Here is a 20852-nt window from a genome sequence, read left to right as displayed (position 1 = left end):
ACAAGAGACATGGAGCCCTCCGGCGCCGTCAATGGGGGACATCGCGTGCGCCGGGGGCCTCGACTCCGTGAATCTTCACTCACTGAGAGTGAACTGACAGACACCTGGCGTCAGTTCACTCCAAAGGGGGGTTTTCGCGTGCCTCTTCGAATATTCCGGCACAGGAGTTCCCCGGAGTCACTCTTTTCGCCCAGCGTGGGCAGCGCGGTCACCGAACGACGGGGAGACGCAACAAGGTGCTTCAACGAGTGGGCGGCGGCCTGGTCACCTGCCGGTCAACTCGGCGCCTCCCCCGGCAGGTCAGCCGACCACCCGTCCGTCGAGCACCACCCGCCGCGGATCCGCCAGCACGCGCACGTCCGCCCGCGGATCCTCGTCGTACACCACCAGGTCCGCCGGAGCGCCCTCCTCCAGCACCGGCCGGCCGAGCCACTTCCGGGCGCCCCAGGCCGTCGCGGAGAGGGCTTCGAGGGGCGGGATGCCCGCCTTCACCAGTTCGGCGACCTCCGCCGCCACCAGGCCGTGGGCCAGCGAGCCGCCCGCATCGGTGCCGACGAAGACCGGGATGCCCGCGTCGTACGCCGCGCGCACGGTGTCGTAGCGGCGCTCGTACAGCTGCCGCATGTGTGCGGACCACCGGGGGAACTTGGACTCGCCGCCCGCCGCGAGGGCGGGGAACGTGGCGATGTTGACCAGCGTCGGGACGATCGCGACGCCTCGCTCCGCGAAGAGCGGAATGGTGTCCTCGGTCAGCCCCGTCGCATGCTCGATGCAGTCGATCCCGGCCTCCACCAGGTCGCGCAGGGCCGCCTCGGCGAAGCAGTGTGCGGTGACCCTGGCGCCCAGGCGGTGCGCCTCGGCGATGGCTGCCTCGACCTCGGCGCGCGGCCAGCAGGCGGTCAGGTCGCCGGCGTCGCGGTCGATCCAGTCGCCTACCAGCTTCACCCAGCCGTCCCCGCGCCTCGCCTCCCGCGCGACGTACGCGACCAGGTCACCGGGCTCGATCTCATGGGCGTAGTTCCTGATGTACCGGCGGGTCCTGGCGATGTGACGGCCCGCCCTGATGATCTTCGGCAGGTCCTCGCGGTCGTCGATCCACCGCGTGTCGGAGGGTGATCCCGCGTCCCGGATGAGCAGCGTGCCCGCCTCCCGGTCGCTGAGTGCCTGCTTCTCGCTGGTCGCCGCGTCGACGGGCCCGTGGCGGTCGAGGCCGACATGGCAGTGCGCGTCGACGAGACCGGGCAGGGCCCAGCCGGTGACGGTCACCGCGTCGTCCGCGCCGGGCGGCCGCTCGTAGGTGATCCGCCCGTCGACGGCCCAGAGACCGTCCCTGACGTCGTCGGGGCCGACGAGCACCCGCCCCTTGATCCGCAGCACCGGGGCCACCTCGTGATCACTCATACCAGCACTGTACGAGGCGGTGGACAAGGCTCCCGAAGAGGCGCTGGGTACCCTCGACGCAAGCGCTGACCGCAGCTGGACCGATCCGAAGAGAGCACCACCGTGACGCACCCCTTCCTCGGCCTTCCCCCGCTCACCGCCGCGCATTTCGCGGCGATCGAGCGTCGGGTGGCCGGCCTCCTCGCCACCGAGCAGGACGTCGTCATCATGCAGGGCGAGGCGCTGCTGCCCCTCGAAGGCTGCATCCGGGGCGGGGCCGGGCCCGGTTCGACCGCGCTGAACATCGTCACGGGTCCTTACGGCCAGACCTTCGGGAACTGGCTGCGCGACTGCGGCGCCGATGTCGTCGATCTCGCGGTGCCGTTCCACACGGCGGTCACCGCCGAGCAGGTCGCACAGGCGCTCGCCGCGCGCCCGGAGATCGACTTGGTGTCGCTGGTGCACGCCGAGGCCGCGACGGGCAACACCAATCCGGTCGCGGAGATCGGCGAGGTGGTCCGGGCCCACGGCGCGCTGTTCATGCTGGACGCCGTCGCGTCGGTGGGGGCGGAGCCGCTGCTGCCGGACGCCTGGGGCGTGGATCTGTGTGTCATCGGCGCCCAGAAGGCGATGGGCGGCCCGGCCGGGGTCTCGGCGGTGTCGGTGAGCGGGCGGGCCTGGGAGCGGATCTCGGCCAACCCGAAGGCCCCGCGGCACTCGTACCTCTCTCTCCTGGACTGGAAGACGCGCTGGATCGACGGTGGGCGCAAGGCGCTGCTGCACGCGCCCGCACAGCTGGAGATGCTGGCGCTGGAGGCTTGTCTGGAGCGGATCGAGGCCGAGGGCCTGGACTCCCTGATGGCCCGGCACGCCTCGGCGGCGGCGGCGACCCGGGCGGGCGCCCTGGCGCTCGGCGGCGGGCTGGAGCCGTACGTCCACGACGCCCGCGACGCGGCGCCGGTCGCCACGACGCTGCGCGCCCCCGAGGGCGTCGACGCCTCCGCCCTGGTCGAGCGGGCGCTCGCCGCCGACCGGTCGCTGCCGCTGATCGCGGGCGGCGGCGCGCTGTCCAAGGAGATGATCCGGGTCAACCACTACGGCGTGGACGCGACGCCGGACGCGGTGCGGTCCTCCCTCGCCGCCCTGGGCGCCGCACTGGACGGCGCCGGACGGACGACCGACCCGGAGGCTGCCCGCAAGGCCGTGTCGGAAACCTGGCCGGGGAAGTGAATTCACCCGGATCCGCAATCCGGAGCCTGAATCGATGAATGCGGGGAGCTGCTTTATCCGAAGCAGCTCCCCGCATTCTTCTTCCCGCTTTCCTCGCAGCTAAACGCCCCAGTTCCGACATGGCCGGGCCGCGTAATCCGGATGCGTGTCACGAGAGTTACAGCCCTGTGACCGACTCCACAGAGAGGCCGTTATGCCGGATAAATTCCGGTCAAATGGCGAGAAAACGTCCACCGATCCGGCCCGGATCGCACCCGCGTGATAACACAGTGAGGCCTCTCGCCCAACCCTCTACGTCGATGCAATTTTGATTTTTGCTGGGTAAATTCAATTCGCATGACCGCAGCACCAGCAGACTTTGCACGTGCCCGAAGCGAATTCCTCAGAATCGACACCCCGCGAGTGGAGGACGGAGCCGCGATCTGGCGCCTTGCCCGCGACTCCGAGGTCCTGGACCTCAACTCCTCGTACAGCTACCTGCTGTGGTGCCGTGACTTCGCGGCGACCTCCGTGGTCGCCCGCGACGAGAACGGCGCCCCGGTCGCCTTCGTTACGGGATACATCCGCCCCGACCGCCCCGAGACGCTCGTCGTCTGGCAGGTGGCCGTCGACCGTGCCCACCGCGGGAGGGGACTGGCCGCCACGCTGTTGGACGCCCTGACCACCCGCGTCGCCGCCGCCCAGGGCCTGGCTTCGGTCGAGACGACCGTCACTCCGGACAACACCGCGTCCGACCGCCTGTTCACCTCCTTCGCGCAGCGCCACGACGTTCCCCTGGAGCGCGAGGTGCTCTTCGACGGCGGGCTGTTCCCGGAGGGAACGCACCTGCCGGAGGTCCTGTACCGCATCGGCCCGCTCCACGCGTAGGGCCTGACCCGCCCCCCGCCCGGGCGCGCCTCACCCACCGCCCGTCACACCCCCCTCGAGCAGGAGATTCGCTGTGACCATCACCCCGCCCGCCCTGAGTGTCTTCGAGACCCTGGAGTCGGAAGTACGGAGCTACTGCCGCGGTTGGCCCGCAGTCTTCGACCGCGCGCAGGGCGCCCGGCTGACGGACGAGGACGGACACTCGTACCTCGACTTCTTCGCCGGTGCCGGATCCCTCAACTACGGCCACAACAACCCGGTGCTGAAACGCGCGCTGATCGACTACATCGAGCGCGACGGCATCACCCACGGTCTGGACATGGCCACGACGGCCAAACGCGCCTTCCTGGAGACCTTCCAGAACGTGATCCTGCGCCCCCGTGACCTGCCGTACAAGGTGATGTTCCCCGGCCCGACCGGCACCAACGCGGTCGAGTCGGCGTTGAAGCTCGCCCGCAAGGTCAAGGGCCGCGAGTCCGTCGTCTCGTTCACCAACGCCTTCCACGGCATGTCGCTCGGCTCGCTCGCCGTGACCGGCAACGCCTTCAAGCGCGCCGGTGCCGGCATCCCGCTGGTGCACGGCACCCCGATGCCGTTCGACAACTACTTCGACGGCCAGGTCCCCGACTTCCTGTGGTTCGAGCGGCTCCTGGAGGACCAGGGCTCCGGGCTCAACAAGCCCGCCGCCGTGATCGTGGAGACCGTGCAGGGCGAGGGCGGCATCAACGTCGCCCGCGCCGAGTGGCTCCGCGCGCTCCAGGACCTCTGCCACCGCCAGGACATGCTCCTGATCGTCGACGACATCCAGATGGGCTGCGGGCGTACCGGCGGCTTCTTCTCCTTCGAGGAGGCCGGCATCGTCCCGGACATCGTCACGCTGTCGAAGTCCATCAGCGGCTACGGCATGCCGATGGCGCTCTGCCTGTTCAAGCCCGAGCTGGACATCTGGGAGCCGGGCGAGCACAACGGCACCTTCCGCGGCAACAACCCGGCCTTCGTCACGGCCGCCGCCGCGCTCGACGCCTACTGGGCGGACGGCCAGATGGAGAAGCAGACCCTGGCACGCGGCGAGCAGGTGGAGCGTGCGCTGCTCGCGATCTGCGACGAGAACCCGCAGCTCGGCGGTCACTTCCGCGGTCGCGGCCTGGTCTGGGGCCTGGAGTTCCCCGACGCCTCGCGCGCCACCGCCGTCTGCGCCCGCGCCTTCGAGCTGGGCCTGCTGCTGGAGACCTCGGGCCCGCAGAGCGAGGTCGTGAAGCTGCTTCCGTCGCTGACCATCACCCCCGAAGAGCTGGACGAGGGCCTGCGCACACTGGCCCGGTCCGTCCGTGAGACCGCCTGACCGGGGTACGCCCCCGGGGCAGGCACAGCTGAGCAGTACAGAAGAGAAAGGCACCATCCCACCGTGATCGTCCGATCGTTCAGTGACATCGAGAACACCGACCGGCATGTCAAGGCCGCCTCCGGCACCTGGGAGAGCAAGCGCATCGTGCTCGCCAAGGAGAAGGTGGGCTTCTCGCTCCACGAAACCGTGCTGTACGCGGGCACGGAGACGTCCATGTGGTACGCGAACCACATCGAGGCCGTGCTGTGCACCGAGGGCGAGGCCGAGCTCACCAACGACGAGACCGGCGAGAAGCACTGGATCTCCCCGGGAACGATGTACCTGCTGAACGGGCACGAGCACCACACGCTGCGGCCCAAGACCGACTTCCGCTGCGTGTGCGTCTTCAACCCCCCCGTCACCGGACGGGAGGACCATGACGAGAACGGTGTCTATCCGCTGCTGACAGAGGAGGGCTGAACCCCATGACCACCGAAGTACGCGCCGACCTGTACCCCTCGCGCGGCGCCGCCGAGATGACCACTCCCCGCCAGGACCCGGTCATCTGGTCCGCGCCGGGCGTACCCGGTCCCGTCGCCGCGAAGGACCTACAGGGCTTCGAGCAGGACGGCTTCCTCACCGTCGACCAGATCATCACGGACGACGAGGTGGCCGGCTACCACGCCGAGCTGGAACGGCTCATCGCCGATCCCGCGGTCCGTGCCGACGAGCGCTCGATCATCGAGCCGACGTCGCAGAGCGTGCGGTCCGTCTTCGAGGTCCACAAGCTCAGTGAGGTCTTCGCCCGGCTCGTGAGCGACGAGCGCGTGGTGGGCAGGGCCCGTCAGATCCTCGGCTCGGACGTGTACGTCCACCAGTCCCGGATCAACGTGAAGCCGGGCTTCGGTGCTTCGGGCTTCTACTGGCACTCGGACTTCGAGACCTGGCACGCCGAGGACGGCCTGCCGAACATGCGGACGGTGTCCGTCTCGATCGCGCTGACCGAGAACTACGACACCAACGGCGGGCTGATGATCATGCCCGGTTCGCACAAGTCGTTCCTCGGCTGTGCGGGCGAGACGCCGAAGGACAACTACAAGAGGTCACTGCAGATGCAGGACGCCGGCACCCCGTCCGACGAGGCGCTGACGAAGATGGCCGACCGGCACGGCATCAGGCTCTTCACGGGCAGGGCCGGTTCGGCGACCTGGTTCGACTGCAACTGCATGCACGGCTCGGGGGACAACATCACCCCGTACGCGCGCAGCAATGTCTTCATCGTGTTCAACAGCGTGGAGAACACGGCCGAGGAGCCCTTCGCGGCTCCGATCCGCCGCCCCGAGTTCATCGGGGCGCGCGACTTCACGCCGGTGAAGTAGGGACGTACGACGGTCAGGAGGGGCGGGTCGCGTCACGCGTCCCGCCCCTCCGGCGTTCTTCGGCCATTGCCAGGAACGTACAAGACGTGCGGAGCCCGAGCACGGCAGGCTCGTGACGCCGGGCGGCCACCTGAGAGGCCGCCGTCCCTCGAGGAAGGACTCCCTGTGTCCATGTCCGCTCTTCCTGTCAACCTCGCTGACAAGCTCTCGCAGTTCAGCGACCTGTGGTCGCAGAAGAAGGTAGCTGTCCTCAACGACTACGAGGTCAAACTGGCCAAATTGAAAGGGGAGTTCGTCTGGCACTCCCACGAGGACACCGATGAACTGTTCCTGGTCATCAGCGGGCGGCTCACGATCCGGCTCAGGGATACCGATGTGGTGCTGGAGCCCGGCGAGTTGTTCGTGGTGCCCCGCGGTGTCGAACACTGCCCCGTGGCCGAGGAGGAGACCGCGATCCTGCTGTTCGAACCGGCGGGAACGATGAACACCGGTGACGCAGGGGGGCCGATGACCAAGGCGGCCGAGATCCTCGGCTGACGGGAACGAGGAGCGCCACCGGCGTCCACCACCGCGGGCCCCACCCCGTCCGTTCACGTCGCTGGACCTCGGACCGGGTCAGCGGAGAGGGTGGCGCCCATGACATCCCTCGTACAGCACGTCACCATCGACTGCGCCGACGCCTACGAGCTGGCCGGTTTCTGGGCCGAGGTCCTCGGTTCCTCCGTGTCCGACGACGACGAGCCCGGGGACCCCGAGGCGCTCGTCGAGACGCCTCGTGCCGCACTGCTCTTCGTCACGGTTCCCGAACCCAAACGCACCAAGAACCGCGTCCACCTCGATCTGCGCCCCGACGACCGCAGCCGTGACGCGGAGGTCGAGCGGCTGCTCGCTCTCGGTGCCACGCTGGTCGCCGACCACCGCAAGCCCAACGGGCGGGGCTGGGCGACGATGGCCGACCCCGAGGGCAACGAGTTCTGCGTGGAGTGCAGCGCCGCCGAGCGCGCGGCGTTGAGCGGGACCCGGATGCCGGTCTCCGCGGACGACGTGGCACGGGCCGTGCATCTCGCGGTCGACGTCCTCAAGGAGTCCCCGGCGGACAACTGGCACGCACCGGCGGGGTCGTTGGAGTGGAGCTGCTGGGAGACCGTCGAGCACCTGAGCGACGATCTTTTCGCGTACGCGGTCCAGCTCGGCCCCCGGAAGCCGCCGACGGGCACCGAAGTGCCCTATCGGTGGGCTGCGGAGCGCGAGGGCGGCCCGGCGAACTCGATCTTCGCGGATCCGGCGGCCGGGTCCGCCGGGCTGCTGCAGACCCTGGAGGCGAGCGGCGCCCTGCTCACGGCGATGGTGCGGACGACTCCGGCGGACGTCCGTTCGCACCATGTGTTCGGGCTCTCCGACCCGGAGGGCTTCGCCGCGATGGGCATCGTGGAGACCCTCGTGCACACCCACGACATCGCCGAGGGCCTGTCCCTGTCCTGGGCGCCGCCCGCGGATCTGTGCGACCGGGTGCTGGCCCGGCTCTTCCCCGGTGCGCCGGACGACGAGGACCGGTGGGCCGTCCTGCTCTGGTCCACCGGCCGCGCCGAACTCCCGGGCCGCGACCGTGTCACCTCGTGGAAGTGGCACGGCGCGCCCCTGTAACCCCTACCGGTGCGAGAACCAGCTCGCCGCCGGGAGCAGCTTCCCGTCGTAGTCGAACACCGCCTGGTTCTCCCACGCGTTGCCCGAAGAGGGGTCGGCCGGGTCCCAGCCGCTGCCGGTGACCGCGGTCCAGGACGGCTCCCAGTAGACGGCGCCGAGCCCGCGGCCGTTCGGGACGGCCTCGACGACGTTCATGACGTCGCGGAGGTTGGCGGCCTGGCCGGCCGGCGTCGCCGGGTAGCCGGTGACCAGCTGGGAGGCGGTGGCCACGTTGTTCTCCAGGCCGTCGTCGTCCGCGAGCGTGTGGGCGTACGCGGTCTCGGCGACCAGCACCGGCTTTCCGTACCGGGAGGCGGTGTCGTCGAGGTTGGTCTGCAGCTCGGACAGCGAGCCGTGCCAGTAGCCGTAGTAGGAGAGGGCGATGACGTCGAAGGGGACGCCCCGCGACACGGCGTTGTCGAACCACCAGCGGGTGCCGGCGTTGTCGCCGCCCTTGGCGAGGTGCAGCGCCACCTTCGTACCGGAGGAGACGGCCTTGGCGGCGTTCGCCCCGGAGGTCAGGAGGCCGGCCAGCTGGGACCAGTTGTCCGTGGACCCCTCGGGCCACAGCATTCCGGCGTTGGTCTCGTTGCCGATCTGCACCATGTCGGCGGTGGTGCCCTGGGCCTTCAGCGCGTTCAGCACGTCGTATGTGTGGCTGTAGACGTCGGTGCGGAGCTGGCTGTAGCTGTGGCCGGCCCAGGCGGCGGGCTTGTTCTGCTTGCCCGGGTCGGCCCAGGCGTCGGAGTAGTGGAAGTCGATGAGCGTCTTCATGCCGAGTGCCTTGGCGCGCTTGGCCATGGCGAGCACACGGGCCTTGTTGTTGTAGCCGTCGGCCGGGTTCACCCAGACCTTGAGACGCACGTAGTTCATCCCGGAGTTCTTGAGGATGGTCATCGCGTCGCCGGCCGTACCGCTCGCGTTGCGGTACGTGGCGCCGTGCGCCTCGTTCTTCGGGAGGGTGGAGAGGTCACCGCCCTTGACGCTCAGCCCGGTGGTGCCCCGGGTGAAGGTGATGTCGTCGAAGTTGGCCCACTCCCCCGCGTGCGCGTCGGAGTTGAGGCTGATCGTGCAGGCCCCTCCGGTCACCTTGACGGAGGTGACGAGCCGGATCCAGGCGCCGTTGGCGGTGGGCGGCAGGTCGGTGCGCTGCTCGGCGCCGCCGCAGTTGCGCAGGGCCATGTAGGCGGAGTTCTGGCCGCCGCCGGAACGGACCCAGGCGCTGAGGGTGTACGTGCCGTCGGTGAGACCGGAGAGGTACTGGTAGGTCTCGACCTTGTACGCCGAGGCGGACCAGTGGCTGAGCCTGGTGCTGCCTGCGTGGCCGCCCGCCTCGGTGAAGGAGGCGGCGGACTGCCCGCCCGCCGAGTAGGTCGACCAGCCGGTGCTGCCCGATTCGAAACCGGGGTTGGCGGGGGTGGTGGCCGCGTGGGCGGCCTGGGCGGGGAGGGCGGCGAACAGCAGGCCGGAGAGTGCGGCCACCGTTCCTGCGGCTCTGCGGGTGTGCGTCGTTCCGTACATCGTCGATGTCCCTTCGACAGTTGTGCGGGGTAACGGGGGATGTGTGTGCGGGTCCTGCGGGGGTTCTCGGTGCGCCTCAGCCGTCGAGCCGTACGACGCGCACCGCGCCCGCCGGGACGGCGAGGGAGTGGGCGGCGGGCTCGCCGGTGAGGAGTTCGGTGCCGGGGGCGTCCAGCGCCACCTCGGTGTCGGTGCCGGTGTGGTTGATCGCGAAGAGGTACGTGCCGTCGTCCCCGGTGCGCCGTACGATCTCGACGTCATGGGCGAGGCCGACGCGCGGTGTGATGGCGGCGTCGGCGCAGGCACGGTCCAGGACGGCGTCCAGGTGGGGGCCGGAGAGCCGCGTGGAGACGTACCAGGCGGTGCCCTTGCCGAGCCTGTTGCGGGTGACGGCGGGGCGGCCGCCCGGGATGCCGTCGGCGTAGGACCAGAGGGTCTCGGCGCCGCGCGGGATCACCACGTCCGTCCAGAGGTCGCCGGTCAGTTCCGGTCCTTCGGGTGCGCCCTCGGGAGTGATCAGGCGGACGTTCTCGCCTTCGCCGAGCGGGGAGAACTCCTCGATCGTCAGGCCCAGGACGTCCCGCAGCGCGCCCGGGTAGGGGCCGGGGTGCACGGCGTCGTGGGTGTCGACGATGCCGGAGAAGTACGAGACGACGAGGGTGCCGCCGTTCTCGACGTAGCGGCGCAGGTTGCGGCCGGTCTCCTCGGTGGCGAGGTAGAGGGCGGGGACGACGACGAGGGGGTACGCGGACAGGTCGGCGTCCGGGTGGGCGAAGTCCACGGTGAGGTGGCGGTCGTAGAGCGAGGCGTAGAACGTGTCGGCGCGCTCGCGGGCGTCGTGGTCCTCGCTGGGGCGCCACTCCAGGGACTGCGCCCACCAGGACTGCCAGTCCCAGAGCATCGCGGCGTCGGCGACGGTACGGGTGCCCCGGATGCCCTCCAGCAGGCCGAGGCCCGCACCGAGCGCCGTCACTTCCCGCCAGACACGGGAGTCGGTGCCGGCGTGCGGAACCATCGCGGAGTGGAACTTCTCGGCGCCGCGCCGGGACTGGCGCCACTGGAAGAACATCGCGCCCTCGGAGCCGCGGGCGACGTGGGCGAGGCTGTTGCGGGCCATTTCGCCGGGGCGCTTGGCGGGGTTGCGGGGCTGCCAGTTGACGCCGCTGGTGGAGTGCTCCAGGAGCAGCCAGGGGGCGCCGCCCGCCACGGAGCGGGTGAGGTCGGCCGCCATGGCGAGGTTGACGTGGGTGCGGCGGCCGTCGGTGATCAGGTAGTGGTCGTTGGTGACGATGTCGACCTCGCGGCCCCAGGCCCAGTAGTCGACGGAGTCGCACTGGCTGAGGGCGGTCATGAAGTTGGTGGTGACGGGGACGCCGGGGGCGAGCCGGTGCAGGATGTCGCGTTCGGCGGTGAAGTTCTCGCGCATCGTGGCGTCGGCGAAGCGGGCGTAGTCCAGCTGCTGGGCGGGATTGCCCACCGTGGGGGTGGTGCGGGGCGGGTCGATCTCGTCGAGGGTGCGGTAGCGCTGGCCCCAGAAGTTGGTGCCCCAGGCCTCGTTGACCGCTTCGACGGAGCCGTGCCGATCGGTGAGCCAGCGGCGGAAGTGGGCGGCGCAGTTGTCGCAGTAACAGGCGCTGACGGGGACGCCGTACTCGTTGTGGACGTGCCACATCGCGAGGGCCGGGTGTTTCGCGTACCGGCGGGCGAGCTGTTCGGTGATGTTCGCGGCGGCCGCACGGTACGGGGCCGAGCTGTGGCAGATCGCGCCGCGTGATCCGAAGGCGTGGCGGACCCCGTCGCGGCTGACCGGGAGGGCTTCGGGGTGGGCGCGGTAGAACCAGGCGGGCGGGGCCACGGTGGGGGTGCCGAGGTCGGCGCGGATGCCGTTGACGTGCAGCAGGTCCAGGAGGCGGTCGAGCCATCCGAAGTCGTAGCTGCCCGGCTCGGGTTCCAGCAGCGCCCAGGAGAAGATCCCGACGCTGACCATGGTGACGCCGGCTTCCCGCATCAGGCGCACGTCCTCGTGCCAGACCTCCTCGGGCCACTGCTCGGGGTTGTAGTCGCCGCCGAAGGCCAGCTTGTGCAGACCGATCGGGGTGGCAGCGGGCGCTGAGTGCGGCATGGACGTCTCCTGGCTCTTTGGAACAACTTCTGGGAACGTGCACACACACTCGTGGCGACGCAGGCCCAACATAACCGCACAGCAACAACCATTGACAAGTGTCGGTTTCGTTTCTCTACTGTGAACGCTCACAGCGTCCGATCGGCCGGTCCGCCGATGCGCCCGCCCGTCTCGTCAGGGGAGAAACCCATGAAATACCGCTCCGTCGCGGTGACCACCGCAGCCGCACTCGCCGCCGGCGCCCTGCTCTCGGGCTGCGGCTCCTCGGACGACGGGGGCGACGAGCCGGCCGCCTCCGGGCCCGCCTCGCTGACCTACTGGGCCTGGGCCCCCGGCCTGGACAAGGTCGCGGACATCTGGAACAAGGGACCGGGCAAGGAAGCCGGCATCACGGTCACGGTGAAGAAGCAGGCGTCGGGCGACGACCTCGTCACCAAGATCATCACCGCGGCGAAGGCGCACAAGGCCCCCGACCTGGTCCAGGCCGAGTACCAGGCCCTCCCCACCCTGGTCTCCAACGACGTCCTCGCCGACATATCCAAGGAGGCGGGCGACGCGAAGAGCGCCTTCGCGGACGGGGTCTGGCAGCAGACGACCCTGGGCTCCGACGCCCTGTACGCCCTGCCGCAGGACTCGGGCCCGCTGATGTTCTACTACCGCCAGGACCTCTTCAAGCAGTACGGCCTGACCGTGCCGACCACCTGGGACGAGTTCGCCGAGACCGCCCGCGCGCTGAAGAAGAAGGCGCCGGACAAGGACCTCACGACCTTCTCCTCCAACGACTCGGGCCTCTTCGCGGGCCTCGCCCAGCAGGCCGGCGCCCAGTGGTGGACCACCGGCGGCGACAAGTGGAAGGTCGCGATCGACGACCCCGCCACGCAGAAGGTCGCCGACTTCTGGGGCGGCCTCGTCAAGGAGGGCGCCATCGACAACCAGCCGATGTACACCCCGGCCTGGAACAAGGCGCTCAACACCGGCAAGCAGGTGGCCTGGGTCAGCGCCGTCTGGGCGCCGGGCACCCTGACCACGGCGGCGCCGGAGACGAAGGGCAAGTGGGCGATGGCCCCGCTCCCCCAGTGGACGGCCGGCGAGAACGTCACCGGCAGCTGGGGCGGCTCCTCCACCGCGGTCACCAATGACTCCAAGAACAAGAAGGCCGCGGCCACGTTCGCGAAGTGGCTGAACACGGACCCGGCCGCGCTCGCCGCCCTCGTCAAGGAGAGCGGCATCTACCCCGCCGCGACGGCCGCCCAGACCGGTGGGGCGCTCGCCCAGGCCCCGGACTACTTCTCCAACCAGCCCGACTTCTACACCGAGGCCGCCAGGATCGCCCAGGGCACCGCGCCCGCCGCGTGGGGGCCGAACGTCAACGTCGCGTACACCGCCTTCAAGGACAACTTCGCGCAGGCCGCCAAGAACAAGTCGGACTTCGGTCCCGCGCTGACCGCGATGCAGGACGCCACCGTCGCCGACCTCAAGAAGCAGGGCTTCGGAGTCTCCGAGTGACACGCGCACCCCGCAGGAGGCCGTACGGGGTCAAGAGCGCCCCGTACGCCTTCCTGATACCCGCGACCGTCCTCTTCCTCCTCTTCTTCGCCCTGCCCATCGGGTACGCGCTCTACCTGAGTTTCCGCAGGACCGAGGTCAAGGGGCTCGGCCTGGGCAAGGGCGCCAGGGACGAGATCTGGGCGGGACCGGCCAACTACACCGACGCGCTCTCCGACTCGGAGCTGCTGCACGGAGCGCTGCGCATCCTCGGGTACGGCGCGATCGTCGTCCCCGTGATGCTCGGGCTGGCCCTGCTGTTCGCCCTGCTGCTGGACACCGAACGGGTCCGGCTGCGCGGCTTCACCCGGCTGGCGATCTTCCTGCCGTACGCGATCCCTGGTGTCATCGCCGCGCTGATGTGGGGCTTCCTGTACCTGCCCGACGTCAGCCCCTTCCTCTACCTGCTCGACAAGGCGGGGCTGCCGCAGCCGGACCTCCTGGACGGCGGCCCGCTGTACCTCTCCCTGGCCAACATCGCGGTGTGGGGCGGCACCGGATTCAACATGATCGTGATCTACACGTCGCTGCGGGCGATCCCCGTCGAGATCTTCGAGGCCGCGCGCCTCGACGGCTGCTCGCAGCTGCAGATCGCGCTGCGGATCAAGATCCCGATGGTGGCGCCCTCGCTGATCCTGACCTTCTTCTTCTCGATCATCGCGACGCTCCAGGTGTTCAGCGAGCCCACCACGCTGAAGCCGCTGACCAACTCGCTCTCCACCACCTGGAGTCCGCTGATGAAGGTCTACCAGGACGCCTTCGTCAACAACGACATCTACGCGGCGGCGGCGCAGGCGGTCATCATCGCCCTGGCCACGCTGGCCCTGTCCTTCGGCTTCCTCAAGGCGGCCAACTCCCGTACGAAGCAGGGAGACTCCCGATGAGTACGCAGTCCCTTGCCACCGGCCCCCGCCGTTTTCCGCTCGTCCCGACGGCCGCGCTGCTCTTCGGCGCGCTGTACTGCCTGCTGCCCGTCGTCTGGGTCCTGGTCGCCTCGACCAAGTCCGGCAGCGAGCTGTTCTCCACCTTCACCTTCCTGCCCGGCTCCGGCTTCTCCGACAACGTCGCCGACCTGACGGCGTACCGGGACGGCGTGTACTGGAAGTGGATGGCCAACTCGGCCTTCTACGCCGGGGTGGGCGCCCTGCTGTCCACGGCGGTGTCCGCGGTCTCGGGGTACGCGCTGGCCGTGTACCGCTTCCGCGGGAAGGAGACCGTCTTCAACATCCTGCTGGCCGGGGTGCTGATGCCGCCGGTGATCCTCGCCGTACCGCAGTACCTGCTGCTGGCCAAGGCGGACATGACCGACTCCTACCTGTCGGTGCTGCTGCCGGTGATCCTCTCCCCGTACGGCGTCTACCTGGCCCGGATCTACGCCGCGGCGGCCGTGCCGGCCGATGTGATCGAGGCCGGGCGCATGGACGGCGGCGGCGAGTGGCGGATCTTCCGGACCATCGCGCTGCCGATGATGCTGCCGGGACTGGTGACGGTGTTCCTGTTCCAGTTCGTGGCTGTCTGGAACAACTTCCTGCTCCCGTACATCATGCTCGGTGACGACGAGAAGTTCCCGGTGACCCTGGGGCTCTACACCCTGCTCCAGCAGGGTTCGAGCACCCCGGCGCTGTACACGCTGGTCATCACGGGCGCCCTGCTGGCGATCATCCCGCTCATCGCCCTGTTCCTCGTGATCCAGCGGTTCTGGAGCCTCGACCTGCTCTCCGGCGCCGTAAAGTCCTGACAGCTCCTCAACAGGGCTCCCCTTGATGAAAGATCATGCACCATGAGCCGCACAGAACAGAACGGCGCGGGACGGCGCCGGCCGCCGACGATCCACGATGTCGCACGGGAGGCCGGAGTATCCCGGGGCACGGTCTCCCGCGTGCTCAACGGCGGCCACAACGTCAGCCCCGCCGCGCTCGACGCGGTCAACTCCGCCATACACAAGACCGGGTACACCGTGAACCGGCACGCCCGGTCGCTGATCACCGGCCGTTCCGACTCCGTGGCGTTCCTGCTGACCGAACCGCAGGAGCGGTTCTTCGAGGACCCGAACTTCAACGTCCTGCTGCGCGGCTGCACCACGGCGCTCGCCGCGCACGACATCCCGCTGCTGCTGATGATCGCGGGTACGGAGGCGGAGCGCCGCCGGAACATGCGGTACATCGCCGGGCACGTCGACGGGGTGCTGCTGGTGTCCAGCCACTCGGGCGACCCGGTCGCCGCCCAGCTGCACGAGGCGGGCGTGCCGCTGGTCGCCTGCGGGAAGCCGCTCGGGCAGGGATCGAAGGTCAGCTACGTGGCGGCGGCCGACCGGGACGGCGCACGGGACATGGTGCGGTTCCTGCACGAGTCCGGGCGCCGCCGGATCGCCACGGTCACCGGCCCGCTGGACACCCCCGGCGGCGTGGAGCGGCTGGCGGGTTACCGCGAGACGCTCGCCGAGTGCGGGCTGCCCTTCGACGAGGCGCTGGTCGTGCCGGGCGACTACAGCCGTGCGGGCGGTCAGGCCGCGGCATCGCTCCTGCTGGAGCGCGCACCGGACATCGACGCGGTGTTCGTGGCGTCCGACCTGATGGCGCAGGGGGTGCTGACCGCCATGGAGCAGGCGGGCCGACGGGTGCCGCAGGACATCGCGGTCGGCGGTTTCGACGACTCGCCCGCGGCGCTCGCGGCCCGTCCCGCTCTGACGACGGTCCGTCAGCCGTGGGACCGGATCAGCTCCGAGATGGTACGGGTGCTGCTGGCGCAGATCGGCGGGGAGGACCCGGCGGCGGTGATCCTGCCCACCGAACTGGTCCGCCGGGACTCGGCGTGATGTCGTCGGGCGGGCCCCGCACCTCTCGGTGATCACACGCGTCGCCCCTGGCGGGCCGAAGCCCGTCAGGGGGCCGGAGCACGCGGTGTGACAGCAGGCCGGTTACCGGTCCTGCAGCGCCGGGTAGTCGGTGTAGCCCTTCGCCCCGCCGCCGAAGAACGTCGACGGGTCCGGAGTGTTGAACGGCCCGCCGGCCTTCAGGCGGGCCGGCAGGTCCGGGTTGGCGAGGAAGAGCGCGCCGTAGGAGATGAGGTCCGCGATCCCGTCGTCGATCACCGTGTGGTGCTCCGGTCCGGTCGGCCCGTCGGTGAAGACGTTGAGGACCACCGTTCCGGAGAACTGCTTGCGCAGCGCGAGTGTCAGCTCACGGATCTCGGCCTCCTCCAGGATGTGCAGATAGGCGAGCCCGAGCGGTTCGAGCTCCGCGACGAGCGCGGTGTAGACGGCGTCGGGAGCGGGCTCCTCGATGCCGTTGTACGGGTTTCCGGGCGAGATGCGCAGCCCGGTGCGCTCCCCGCCGATCTCGGCGACGACGGCTTTGGTCACCTCGACGGCGAACCGGATGCGGGCCTGCTCTGAGCCGCCCCACTCGTCGGTGCGCAGGTTGGTGTTCGGTGCGAGGAACTGGTGGATCAGGTAGCCGTTGGCGCCGTGCAGCTCGACCCCGTCGAAGCCCGCGTCGACGGCGTTGCGGGCGGCCGTGGCGAAGTCCCCGACGGTCGCCCGGATCTCGGCGTCGGTCAGCTCGCGCGGCTCGACGAAGTCCTTCGGGCCCACCTGCGTGTAGACCTGGCCGGGCGCCGCGACCGGGGAGGGGGCGACCGGGGTGAGTCCGTCCGGCAGCAGTACGGGGTGGCCGATCCGGCCCGCGTGCATGATCTGGGCGAAGATGCGCCCGCCGGCCTCGTGGACGGAGTCGGTGACCCTGCGCCACGAGGCGACCTGCTCGGCACTGTGCAGTCCGGGGGTCGCGGGGTAGCCCTGTCCCACCACCGACGGCTGGATGCCCTCGGTGATGATCAGTCCGGCCGAAGCCCGCTGGGTGTAGTACTCGACGACGAGATCGGTGGCCGTACCGCCGTGACCGGCCCGGCTGCGGGTCATCGGGGCGAGCGCGATGCGGTTGGCGAGCTGTGTTCCGGAGAGGTCGATGGGGTCGAACACGGTGGTCATGGAAGCTCCCGTGAAATTTACATGGTCGGCCAAGTAATTATCTCCGCCGCACTGTAACCCATTAGTTGGTCGGCCAAGGTAAAGTTCATGGAGACGTCATGGACCAGGCGACGTCGCGGACCCGGCAGCGGAAACGACCGGGCAGCACCACCGCCCCGAGGAGTCCCGATGAAGGCCGACAGCACGGCCCCCGCAGATCCCGTCTGTGCCGAGGCGCTGCCCAGCGCCGCCCGCGGCGGCCCCGTCAGCCATGCCGTTTCGCGCATCGCCAGGCTGCACCGCATCGCGGCGGGCAGGCTGCTCAAGGGGCTCGGCCTCTATCCCGGCCAGGAACTCCTGATGATGCACCTGTGGGACGGCGGGGCGGTCCGCCAGTCGGAGCTCATCAAGGCCGTGGACCTCGACCCGTCCACCGTCACCAAGATGCTCCAGCGGCTCGACCAGGCCGGGCATGTGCGCCGCTGCCCCGACCCCGACGACCGGCGGGCCGTCCTGGTCGAGGCCACCGCGGACAGCTGCGGGCTCCACACCTCCGTGCGCGACGCCTGGTCCAGCCTGGAGGAGCACACACTGGCGGGGCTGGACCCGGCGGAGCGTACCGAGCTGGCCAGGCTCCTGGCCAAGGTCGAGGCGAACCTCTGCCGGGAGACCGAGGGGTGCCCCGGCACGGAGTGACCGGTTCGGCCGGGCCGCTTCAGCCCGAGAGCACGTCCAGCGCACGGTCCACGTCGGCCTCGGTGTTGTACAGGTGGAACGCCGCCCGCAGGTTCCCCGCCCGGTCCGAGACCATGACCCCCGCCCGCGTCAGCTCGTCCAGGCGGCCGCCGAGTCCCGGCACGGCGACGATCGCCGACTCCCCCGGTACCGCCTCGTGCCCGATCCCGGCCAGCCCGTCCCGGAAGAGTGCGGCGAGCCCGGTGGCATGGGCGTACAGCGCGTCGACCCCGACCTCCGCGAGCAGCTCCAGGGAGTGCTCGGCGCCGTGGTACGCGAGGAAGGCGGCCGGTTCGTCGAAGCGCCGTGCGGTGACGGCCAGTTGCTCGACCGGCCCGTACGTGCTGTTCCAGCGGTCCTCGGCGGAGACCCAGCCCGCGTACAGCACGGGAATCGTCTCCTGCGCCTCCTCGGTCACGGTCAGGAACGACGCGCCCCGGGGGCAGAGCAGGAACTTGAAGCCTCCGGTGACCGTGTAGTCGTAGGCCCCGGCGTCCAGCGGCAGCCAGCCCGCGGACTGGCTGGCGTCGAGGAGGGTCCGCGCGCCGTGCGCGGTGGCTGCCGCCCGGACCGCGTCCAGGTCGGCGACCCTGCCGTCGGCGGACTGGACGGCGGAGAAGGCGACGAGCGCGGTCTCCGGCCGTACGGACTCGGCGAGCTCCTCCAGCGGGACGTACCGCATCTTCAGATCACCGCGGACGGCGAACGGGCTGACGACCGAGCTGAACTCGCCCTCCGGGGCGAGGACCTCGGAGCCCGGCGCCAGCGAGGCCGCGACGAGCCCCACATGGGCGGCGACGGAGCCGCCGGTGGCTACCCGGTCGGGACCGACACCGGCGAGCCGGGCGAAGCCGGCCCGTGCGGCGTCCACCGACTCGAAGCTGCCCGCACCGGCCCGGCGGCCCGTGGCGTTGTCGTCGGCCAGTTCCTTGACCGCCTCGACGGTCCGGCGGGGCAGCAGACCGCAGCTGGACGTGTTGAGGTAGGTGGTCTCCGGTGCGAACTCGGCGGCTGTGACCTGGTGAATCGTAGACGTCTCCATGTGTCCAGCCTGTCTTCCCCTCAACCCCTCGTCAATCACGAAGAGTTGAGGGGCGGACCCAAGAAGTGCTTATGCGTGGCGGTCGGAGGCGCCCTGGGGGACCTCGCAGGCCCCGTCCGCGTCGCAGGCCTCGGCGTCGCCGAGGGTGGTGAGCGCGCTGACCGGACGGTCCTTCCACGCCCGCTCCAGGGCCTGGACGAAGACCTCGGAGGGCTGGCCGCCGGAGATTCCGTAGCGCCGGTCGAACACGAAGAACGGCACCGCGTTCGCGCCCAACTCGGCCGCCTCGCGCTCATCGGCCCGCACCTCGTCGGCGTACGCCGCGGGGTCGGCCAGCACCGCCAGGGCCTCCTCCCGGTCGAGTCCCGCCTCCTCGGCGAGGTCGGCAAGTACCGCGTCGTCGAAGACCGAGCGCTCCTCGGCGAAGTTCGCCCGGTAGGCGAGGCTCAGCAGCTCGTCCTGGCGACCGCGCGCCTTGGCCAGGTGCAGCAGCCGGTGGATGTCGAAGGTGCTGCCGTGGTCACGCCCCTCGGAGCGGTAGCCGAGCCCTTCGGACTGCGCGTTCGCCGCGACATTGGCCTCCATGCCGCGGGCCTCCTCGAGGGTGCGCCCGTACTTCTGCGCCAGCATGTCGATCACCTTGTCGGTGTCGCCCTTCGCACGCCCGGGGTCGAGCTCGAAGGAGCGGTGCACCACCTCGACCTCGTCACGGTGGGCGAACTCGGCCAGGCCCTTCTCGAAGCGCGCCTTCCCGATGTAGCACCAGGGGCAGGCGATGTCGCTCCAGATCTCGACGCGCATGACTCTTCTTCTCTCCAGCTCTGCCGTACGGGTGCGGAGCCACCCTCCGCCGCCCGTTCAACGTTCAAGGGCGACGGCTGATTCCCAGGTGCCCATGGGGCCGGAACCTGACCTGATGGCTTCCTGGCCTGTCCGCATGACACCTGAGACCGAGGGCGTCCTGACCGCTCTGCACGATGCGCGGCGACTCCTCCTCATCACCGTGCAGGACATCACGGACACGCAGGTCGCGGAGCGTCCACCGTGAGCGAGCTGGCGCTCGGAGGCATCCTCAACCACCTCACCCATGGCGAGCGGGTCTGGACGCACATCCTGACCGACACCCCCGGCCGGCCCCCGGACGGCATGGGGACATGACCCAGTACCTGGCACCGGAAGGCGCGACGACCGCCGGTCTGCGCACCGCCTACGAGGAGGCCGCGCGCGCCACCGACGAGGCCGTCTCGAAGGCGGACCCTGCCACGGAGGTACACCTGCCGGAGGCACCCTGGGAGCCGGGCGTCGTGCACCACTGGCCGGTGCGCCGGATCCCGCTGCACCTCCTCCAGGAGACGGCCCAGCACACGGGGCACGCGGACATCATCCGTGAGTCGCTCGACGGTGCGAGCAGCACGGCCCGCCGGGTCCGGTGACGGCGCCGCGCGATCCCGGTGGCGTTGCGGTCACCCGGCCCGCGCGGCGACAACCCGCGCACAGTCCAGGGACTCCGTGTGCGTGGTGTCGACCTCGAGGTCGTAGACCACGCCCCGGTGGACCGTCTCCGCCTGCAGGGCGGCCATCCCCTGGGCACGGTCCCCGCGGGCGACCTCGCGGGCCGCGGCGACCTCACCCTCGCACCTGACGCCGACCCACAGCACGTCCAGTCCGCCCAGGGCCTTCCGCCACCGCTCCTGGGACGCCGCTCCGCCGAGGAAGACGTCGTCGACGATGATCCGGGCGCCCGCACGGGCCATCGCGGCCACCCCCTCCATCCACGCCGCCTCCAGCTCCCGGAACTGCGCGCCGACAGTCACCCCGCCGTCCGCGGCGAACTCGATTCCCGCGTCGGATGTCTGCATGGACGCGGGCATCGCCTCGATCAGCGAGTCGACCGCCGCGGCGAGCCACGGATCCCGCAGTACCGCCTGCAGACACCGGACGATCCCGGACTTGCCCGAGCTGGACCCGCCGTTCAACACAATCACCTGAGTGGCCATCCGGGCACGGTAGAGGCAACCCCTCGGCGCCCGAAGCGATTTTCCCGCCCCTGTGACGAT

The 20852-nt window shown here is 70.2% G+C and carries 20 protein-coding genes; 13 read left to right on the top strand and 7 right to left on the bottom strand.

All coding sequences use genetic code 11. The features are described from left to right. Window positions 1-300: 300 nt before the first annotated feature. Window positions 301-1401, bottom strand: coding sequence for an amidohydrolase family protein (locus tag OG844_RS37230; RefSeq protein ID WP_406389207.1), 1101 nt, complete (start codon window positions 1399-1401; stop codon window positions 301-303). Window positions 1402-1503: 102 nt separating this feature from the next. On the opposite strand from OG844_RS37230, the gene OG844_RS37225 reads away from it, so the two are divergent. The 7 genes from OG844_RS37225 to OG844_RS37195 all read left to right on the top strand — a co-directional run bounded on the left by OG844_RS37225 (window position 1504) and on the right by OG844_RS37195 (window position 7824). Continuing rightward, the gene (locus tag OG844_RS37225; RefSeq protein WP_406389209.1) at window positions 1504-2610 is read left to right on the top strand and encodes a pyridoxal-phosphate-dependent aminotransferase family protein; all 1107 of its coding nucleotides are present in this window, start codon (window positions 1504-1506) and stop codon (window positions 2608-2610) included. 336 nt (window positions 2611-2946) lie between these two features. Further along, window positions 2947-3477, top strand: coding sequence for a diaminobutyrate acetyltransferase (gene ectA / locus OG844_RS37220; RefSeq protein ID WP_406389211.1), 531 nt, complete (start codon window positions 2947-2949; stop codon window positions 3475-3477). Between the two features lie 73 nt (window positions 3478-3550). Continuing rightward, on the top strand, window positions 3551-4819 hold the full coding sequence (ectB, locus tag OG844_RS37215) for a diaminobutyrate--2-oxoglutarate transaminase (protein WP_406389213.1): 1269 nt from the start codon (window positions 3551-3553) through the stop codon (window positions 4817-4819). A 63-nt stretch (window positions 4820-4882) separates the two neighbouring features. After that, a complete protein-coding gene (locus OG844_RS37210) occupies window positions 4883-5281 on the top strand; it encodes an ectoine synthase (protein WP_037691652.1) in 399 nt (132 codons plus the stop codon). Between the two features lie 5 nt (window positions 5282-5286). Next, window positions 5287-6180 (top strand): ectoine hydroxylase, encoded by an 894-nt coding sequence (gene thpD / locus OG844_RS37205; protein WP_406389214.1) that lies wholly within the window; start codon window positions 5287-5289, stop codon window positions 6178-6180. 171 nt (window positions 6181-6351) lie between these two features. Next, the gene (locus OG844_RS37200) at window positions 6352-6717 is read left to right on the top strand and encodes a cupin domain-containing protein (protein WP_406389215.1); all 366 of its coding nucleotides are present in this window, start codon (window positions 6352-6354) and stop codon (window positions 6715-6717) included. Between the two features lie 99 nt (window positions 6718-6816). Further along, window positions 6817-7824 carry a VOC family protein gene (locus OG844_RS37195; RefSeq protein ID WP_406389217.1) on the top strand — a complete coding sequence of 336 codons (1008 nt, stop codon included), beginning with the start codon at window positions 6817-6819 and terminating at the stop codon, window positions 7822-7824. 3 nt (window positions 7825-7827) lie between these two features. Here the strand turns inward: OG844_RS37195 and OG844_RS37190 are convergent, their stop codons facing one another. Both OG844_RS37190 and OG844_RS37185 read right to left on the bottom strand, forming a co-directional pair. Next, window positions 7828-9384, bottom strand: a complete 1557-nt coding sequence (locus OG844_RS37190) for an arabinogalactan endo-beta-1,4-galactanase (RefSeq protein ID WP_406389219.1) — start codon at window positions 9382-9384, stop codon at window positions 7828-7830. A 76-nt stretch (window positions 9385-9460) separates the two neighbouring features. Continuing rightward, window positions 9461-11506, bottom strand: a complete 2046-nt coding sequence (locus OG844_RS37185) for a beta-galactosidase (protein ID WP_406389221.1) — start codon at window positions 11504-11506, stop codon at window positions 9461-9463. 189 nt (window positions 11507-11695) lie between these two features. Here OG844_RS37185 and OG844_RS37180 point away from each other — a divergent pair, with 189 nt between their 5' ends. The 4 genes from OG844_RS37180 to OG844_RS37165 are packed head-to-tail and all read left to right on the top strand — an operon-like array spanning window position 11696 to window position 15866. Next, a complete protein-coding gene (locus OG844_RS37180) occupies window positions 11696-13012 on the top strand; it encodes an ABC transporter substrate-binding protein (RefSeq protein ID WP_406389222.1) in 1317 nt (438 codons plus the stop codon). After that, window positions 13009-13935, top strand: a complete 927-nt coding sequence (locus tag OG844_RS37175) for a carbohydrate ABC transporter permease (RefSeq protein WP_406389224.1) — start codon at window positions 13009-13011, stop codon at window positions 13933-13935. The genes OG844_RS37180 and OG844_RS37175 overlap by 4 nt, the downstream gene beginning before the upstream one ends. Then, the gene (locus tag OG844_RS37170) at window positions 13932-14789 is read left to right on the top strand and encodes a carbohydrate ABC transporter permease (RefSeq protein ID WP_406389225.1); all 858 of its coding nucleotides are present in this window, start codon (window positions 13932-13934) and stop codon (window positions 14787-14789) included. The genes OG844_RS37175 and OG844_RS37170 overlap by 4 nt, the downstream gene beginning before the upstream one ends. 42 nt (window positions 14790-14831) lie before the next feature. Beyond that, window positions 14832-15866: a LacI family DNA-binding transcriptional regulator gene (locus tag OG844_RS37165; RefSeq protein ID WP_406389226.1), complete on the top strand. Its 1035-nt coding sequence runs from the start codon at window positions 14832-14834 to the stop codon at window positions 15864-15866. A 102-nt stretch (window positions 15867-15968) separates the two neighbouring features. On the opposite strand, the gene OG844_RS37160 is transcribed toward OG844_RS37165, so the two are convergent. Further along, window positions 15969-17039, bottom strand: a complete 1071-nt coding sequence (locus tag OG844_RS37160) for an alkene reductase (RefSeq protein ID WP_406389227.1) — start codon at window positions 17037-17039, stop codon at window positions 15969-15971. A 168-nt stretch (window positions 17040-17207) separates the two neighbouring features. On the opposite strand from OG844_RS37160, the gene OG844_RS37155 reads away from it, so the two are divergent. After that, window positions 17208-17714: a MarR family winged helix-turn-helix transcriptional regulator gene (locus OG844_RS37155; RefSeq protein WP_406389229.1), complete on the top strand. Its 507-nt coding sequence runs from the start codon at window positions 17208-17210 to the stop codon at window positions 17712-17714. A gap of 19 nt (window positions 17715-17733) precedes the next feature. On the opposite strand, the gene OG844_RS37150 is transcribed toward OG844_RS37155, so the two are convergent. Next, window positions 17734-18795, bottom strand: coding sequence for an aminotransferase class V-fold PLP-dependent enzyme (locus OG844_RS37150; protein WP_406389230.1), 1062 nt, complete (start codon window positions 18793-18795; stop codon window positions 17734-17736). 69 nt (window positions 18796-18864) lie between these two features. Next, entirely contained in the window at window positions 18865-19596 is a 732-nt protein-coding gene (locus tag OG844_RS37145) for a DsbA family oxidoreductase (protein ID WP_406389231.1), read from the bottom strand. Between the two features lie 353 nt (window positions 19597-19949). Between OG844_RS37145 and OG844_RS37140 the strand changes: the two genes are divergently transcribed. Beyond that, window positions 19950-20228 (top strand): DUF664 domain-containing protein, encoded by a 279-nt coding sequence (locus OG844_RS37140; protein ID WP_406389233.1) that lies wholly within the window; start codon window positions 19950-19952, stop codon window positions 20226-20228. 30 nt (window positions 20229-20258) lie between these two features. Here the strand turns inward: OG844_RS37140 and cpt are convergent, their stop codons facing one another. Then, window positions 20259-20792, bottom strand: coding sequence for a chloramphenicol phosphotransferase CPT (cpt, locus tag OG844_RS37135; protein WP_406389234.1), 534 nt, complete (start codon window positions 20790-20792; stop codon window positions 20259-20261). Window positions 20793-20852 lie beyond the last annotated feature (60 nt).

It is taken from the genome of Streptomyces sp. NBC_00887 (assembly GCF_045207585.1).
This window is presented reverse-complemented; position numbering and strand designations above follow the sequence as displayed.

What these genes read in the sequence shown, in the direction of transcription:
- OG844_RS37230 (WP_406389207.1), bottom strand. Translation starts at nt 1,401, where the DNA reads ATGAGTGATCACGAGGTGGCCCCGGTGCTGCGGATCAAGGGGCGGGTG.
- ectA (WP_406389211.1), top strand. Translation starts at nt 2,947, where the DNA reads ATGACCGCAGCACCAGCAGACTTTGCACGTGCCCGAAGCGAATTCCTC.
- thpD (WP_406389214.1), top strand. Translation starts at nt 5,287, where the DNA reads ATGACCACCGAAGTACGCGCCGACCTGTACCCCTCGCGCGGCGCCGCC.
- OG844_RS37200 (WP_406389215.1), top strand. Translation starts at nt 6,352, where the DNA reads ATGTCCGCTCTTCCTGTCAACCTCGCTGACAAGCTCTCGCAGTTCAGC.
- OG844_RS37195 (WP_406389217.1), top strand. Translation starts at nt 6,817, where the DNA reads ATGACATCCCTCGTACAGCACGTCACCATCGACTGCGCCGACGCCTAC.
- OG844_RS37190 (WP_406389219.1), bottom strand. Translation starts at nt 9,384, where the DNA reads ATGTACGGAACGACGCACACCCGCAGAGCCGCAGGAACGGTGGCCGCA.
- OG844_RS37185 (WP_406389221.1), bottom strand. Translation starts at nt 11,506, where the DNA reads ATGCCGCACTCAGCGCCCGCTGCCACCCCGATCGGTCTGCACAAGCTG.
- OG844_RS37180 (WP_406389222.1), top strand. Translation starts at nt 11,696, where the DNA reads ATGAAATACCGCTCCGTCGCGGTGACCACCGCAGCCGCACTCGCCGCC.
- OG844_RS37170 (WP_406389225.1), top strand. Translation starts at nt 13,932, where the DNA reads ATGAGTACGCAGTCCCTTGCCACCGGCCCCCGCCGTTTTCCGCTCGTC.
- OG844_RS37165 (WP_406389226.1), top strand. Translation starts at nt 14,832, where the DNA reads ATGAGCCGCACAGAACAGAACGGCGCGGGACGGCGCCGGCCGCCGACG.
- OG844_RS37160 (WP_406389227.1), bottom strand. Translation starts at nt 17,039, where the DNA reads ATGACCACCGTGTTCGACCCCATCGACCTCTCCGGAACACAGCTCGCC.
- OG844_RS37155 (WP_406389229.1), top strand. Translation starts at nt 17,208, where the DNA reads ATGAAGGCCGACAGCACGGCCCCCGCAGATCCCGTCTGTGCCGAGGCG.
- OG844_RS37150 (WP_406389230.1), bottom strand. Translation starts at nt 18,795, where the DNA reads ATGGAGACGTCTACGATTCACCAGGTCACAGCCGCCGAGTTCGCACCG.
- OG844_RS37145 (WP_406389231.1), bottom strand. Translation starts at nt 19,596, where the DNA reads ATGCGCGTCGAGATCTGGAGCGACATCGCCTGCCCCTGGTGCTACATC.
- OG844_RS37140 (WP_406389233.1), top strand. Translation starts at nt 19,950, where the DNA reads ATGACCCAGTACCTGGCACCGGAAGGCGCGACGACCGCCGGTCTGCGC.
- cpt (WP_406389234.1), bottom strand. Translation starts at nt 20,792, where the DNA reads ATGGCCACTCAGGTGATTGTGTTGAACGGCGGGTCCAGCTCGGGCAAG.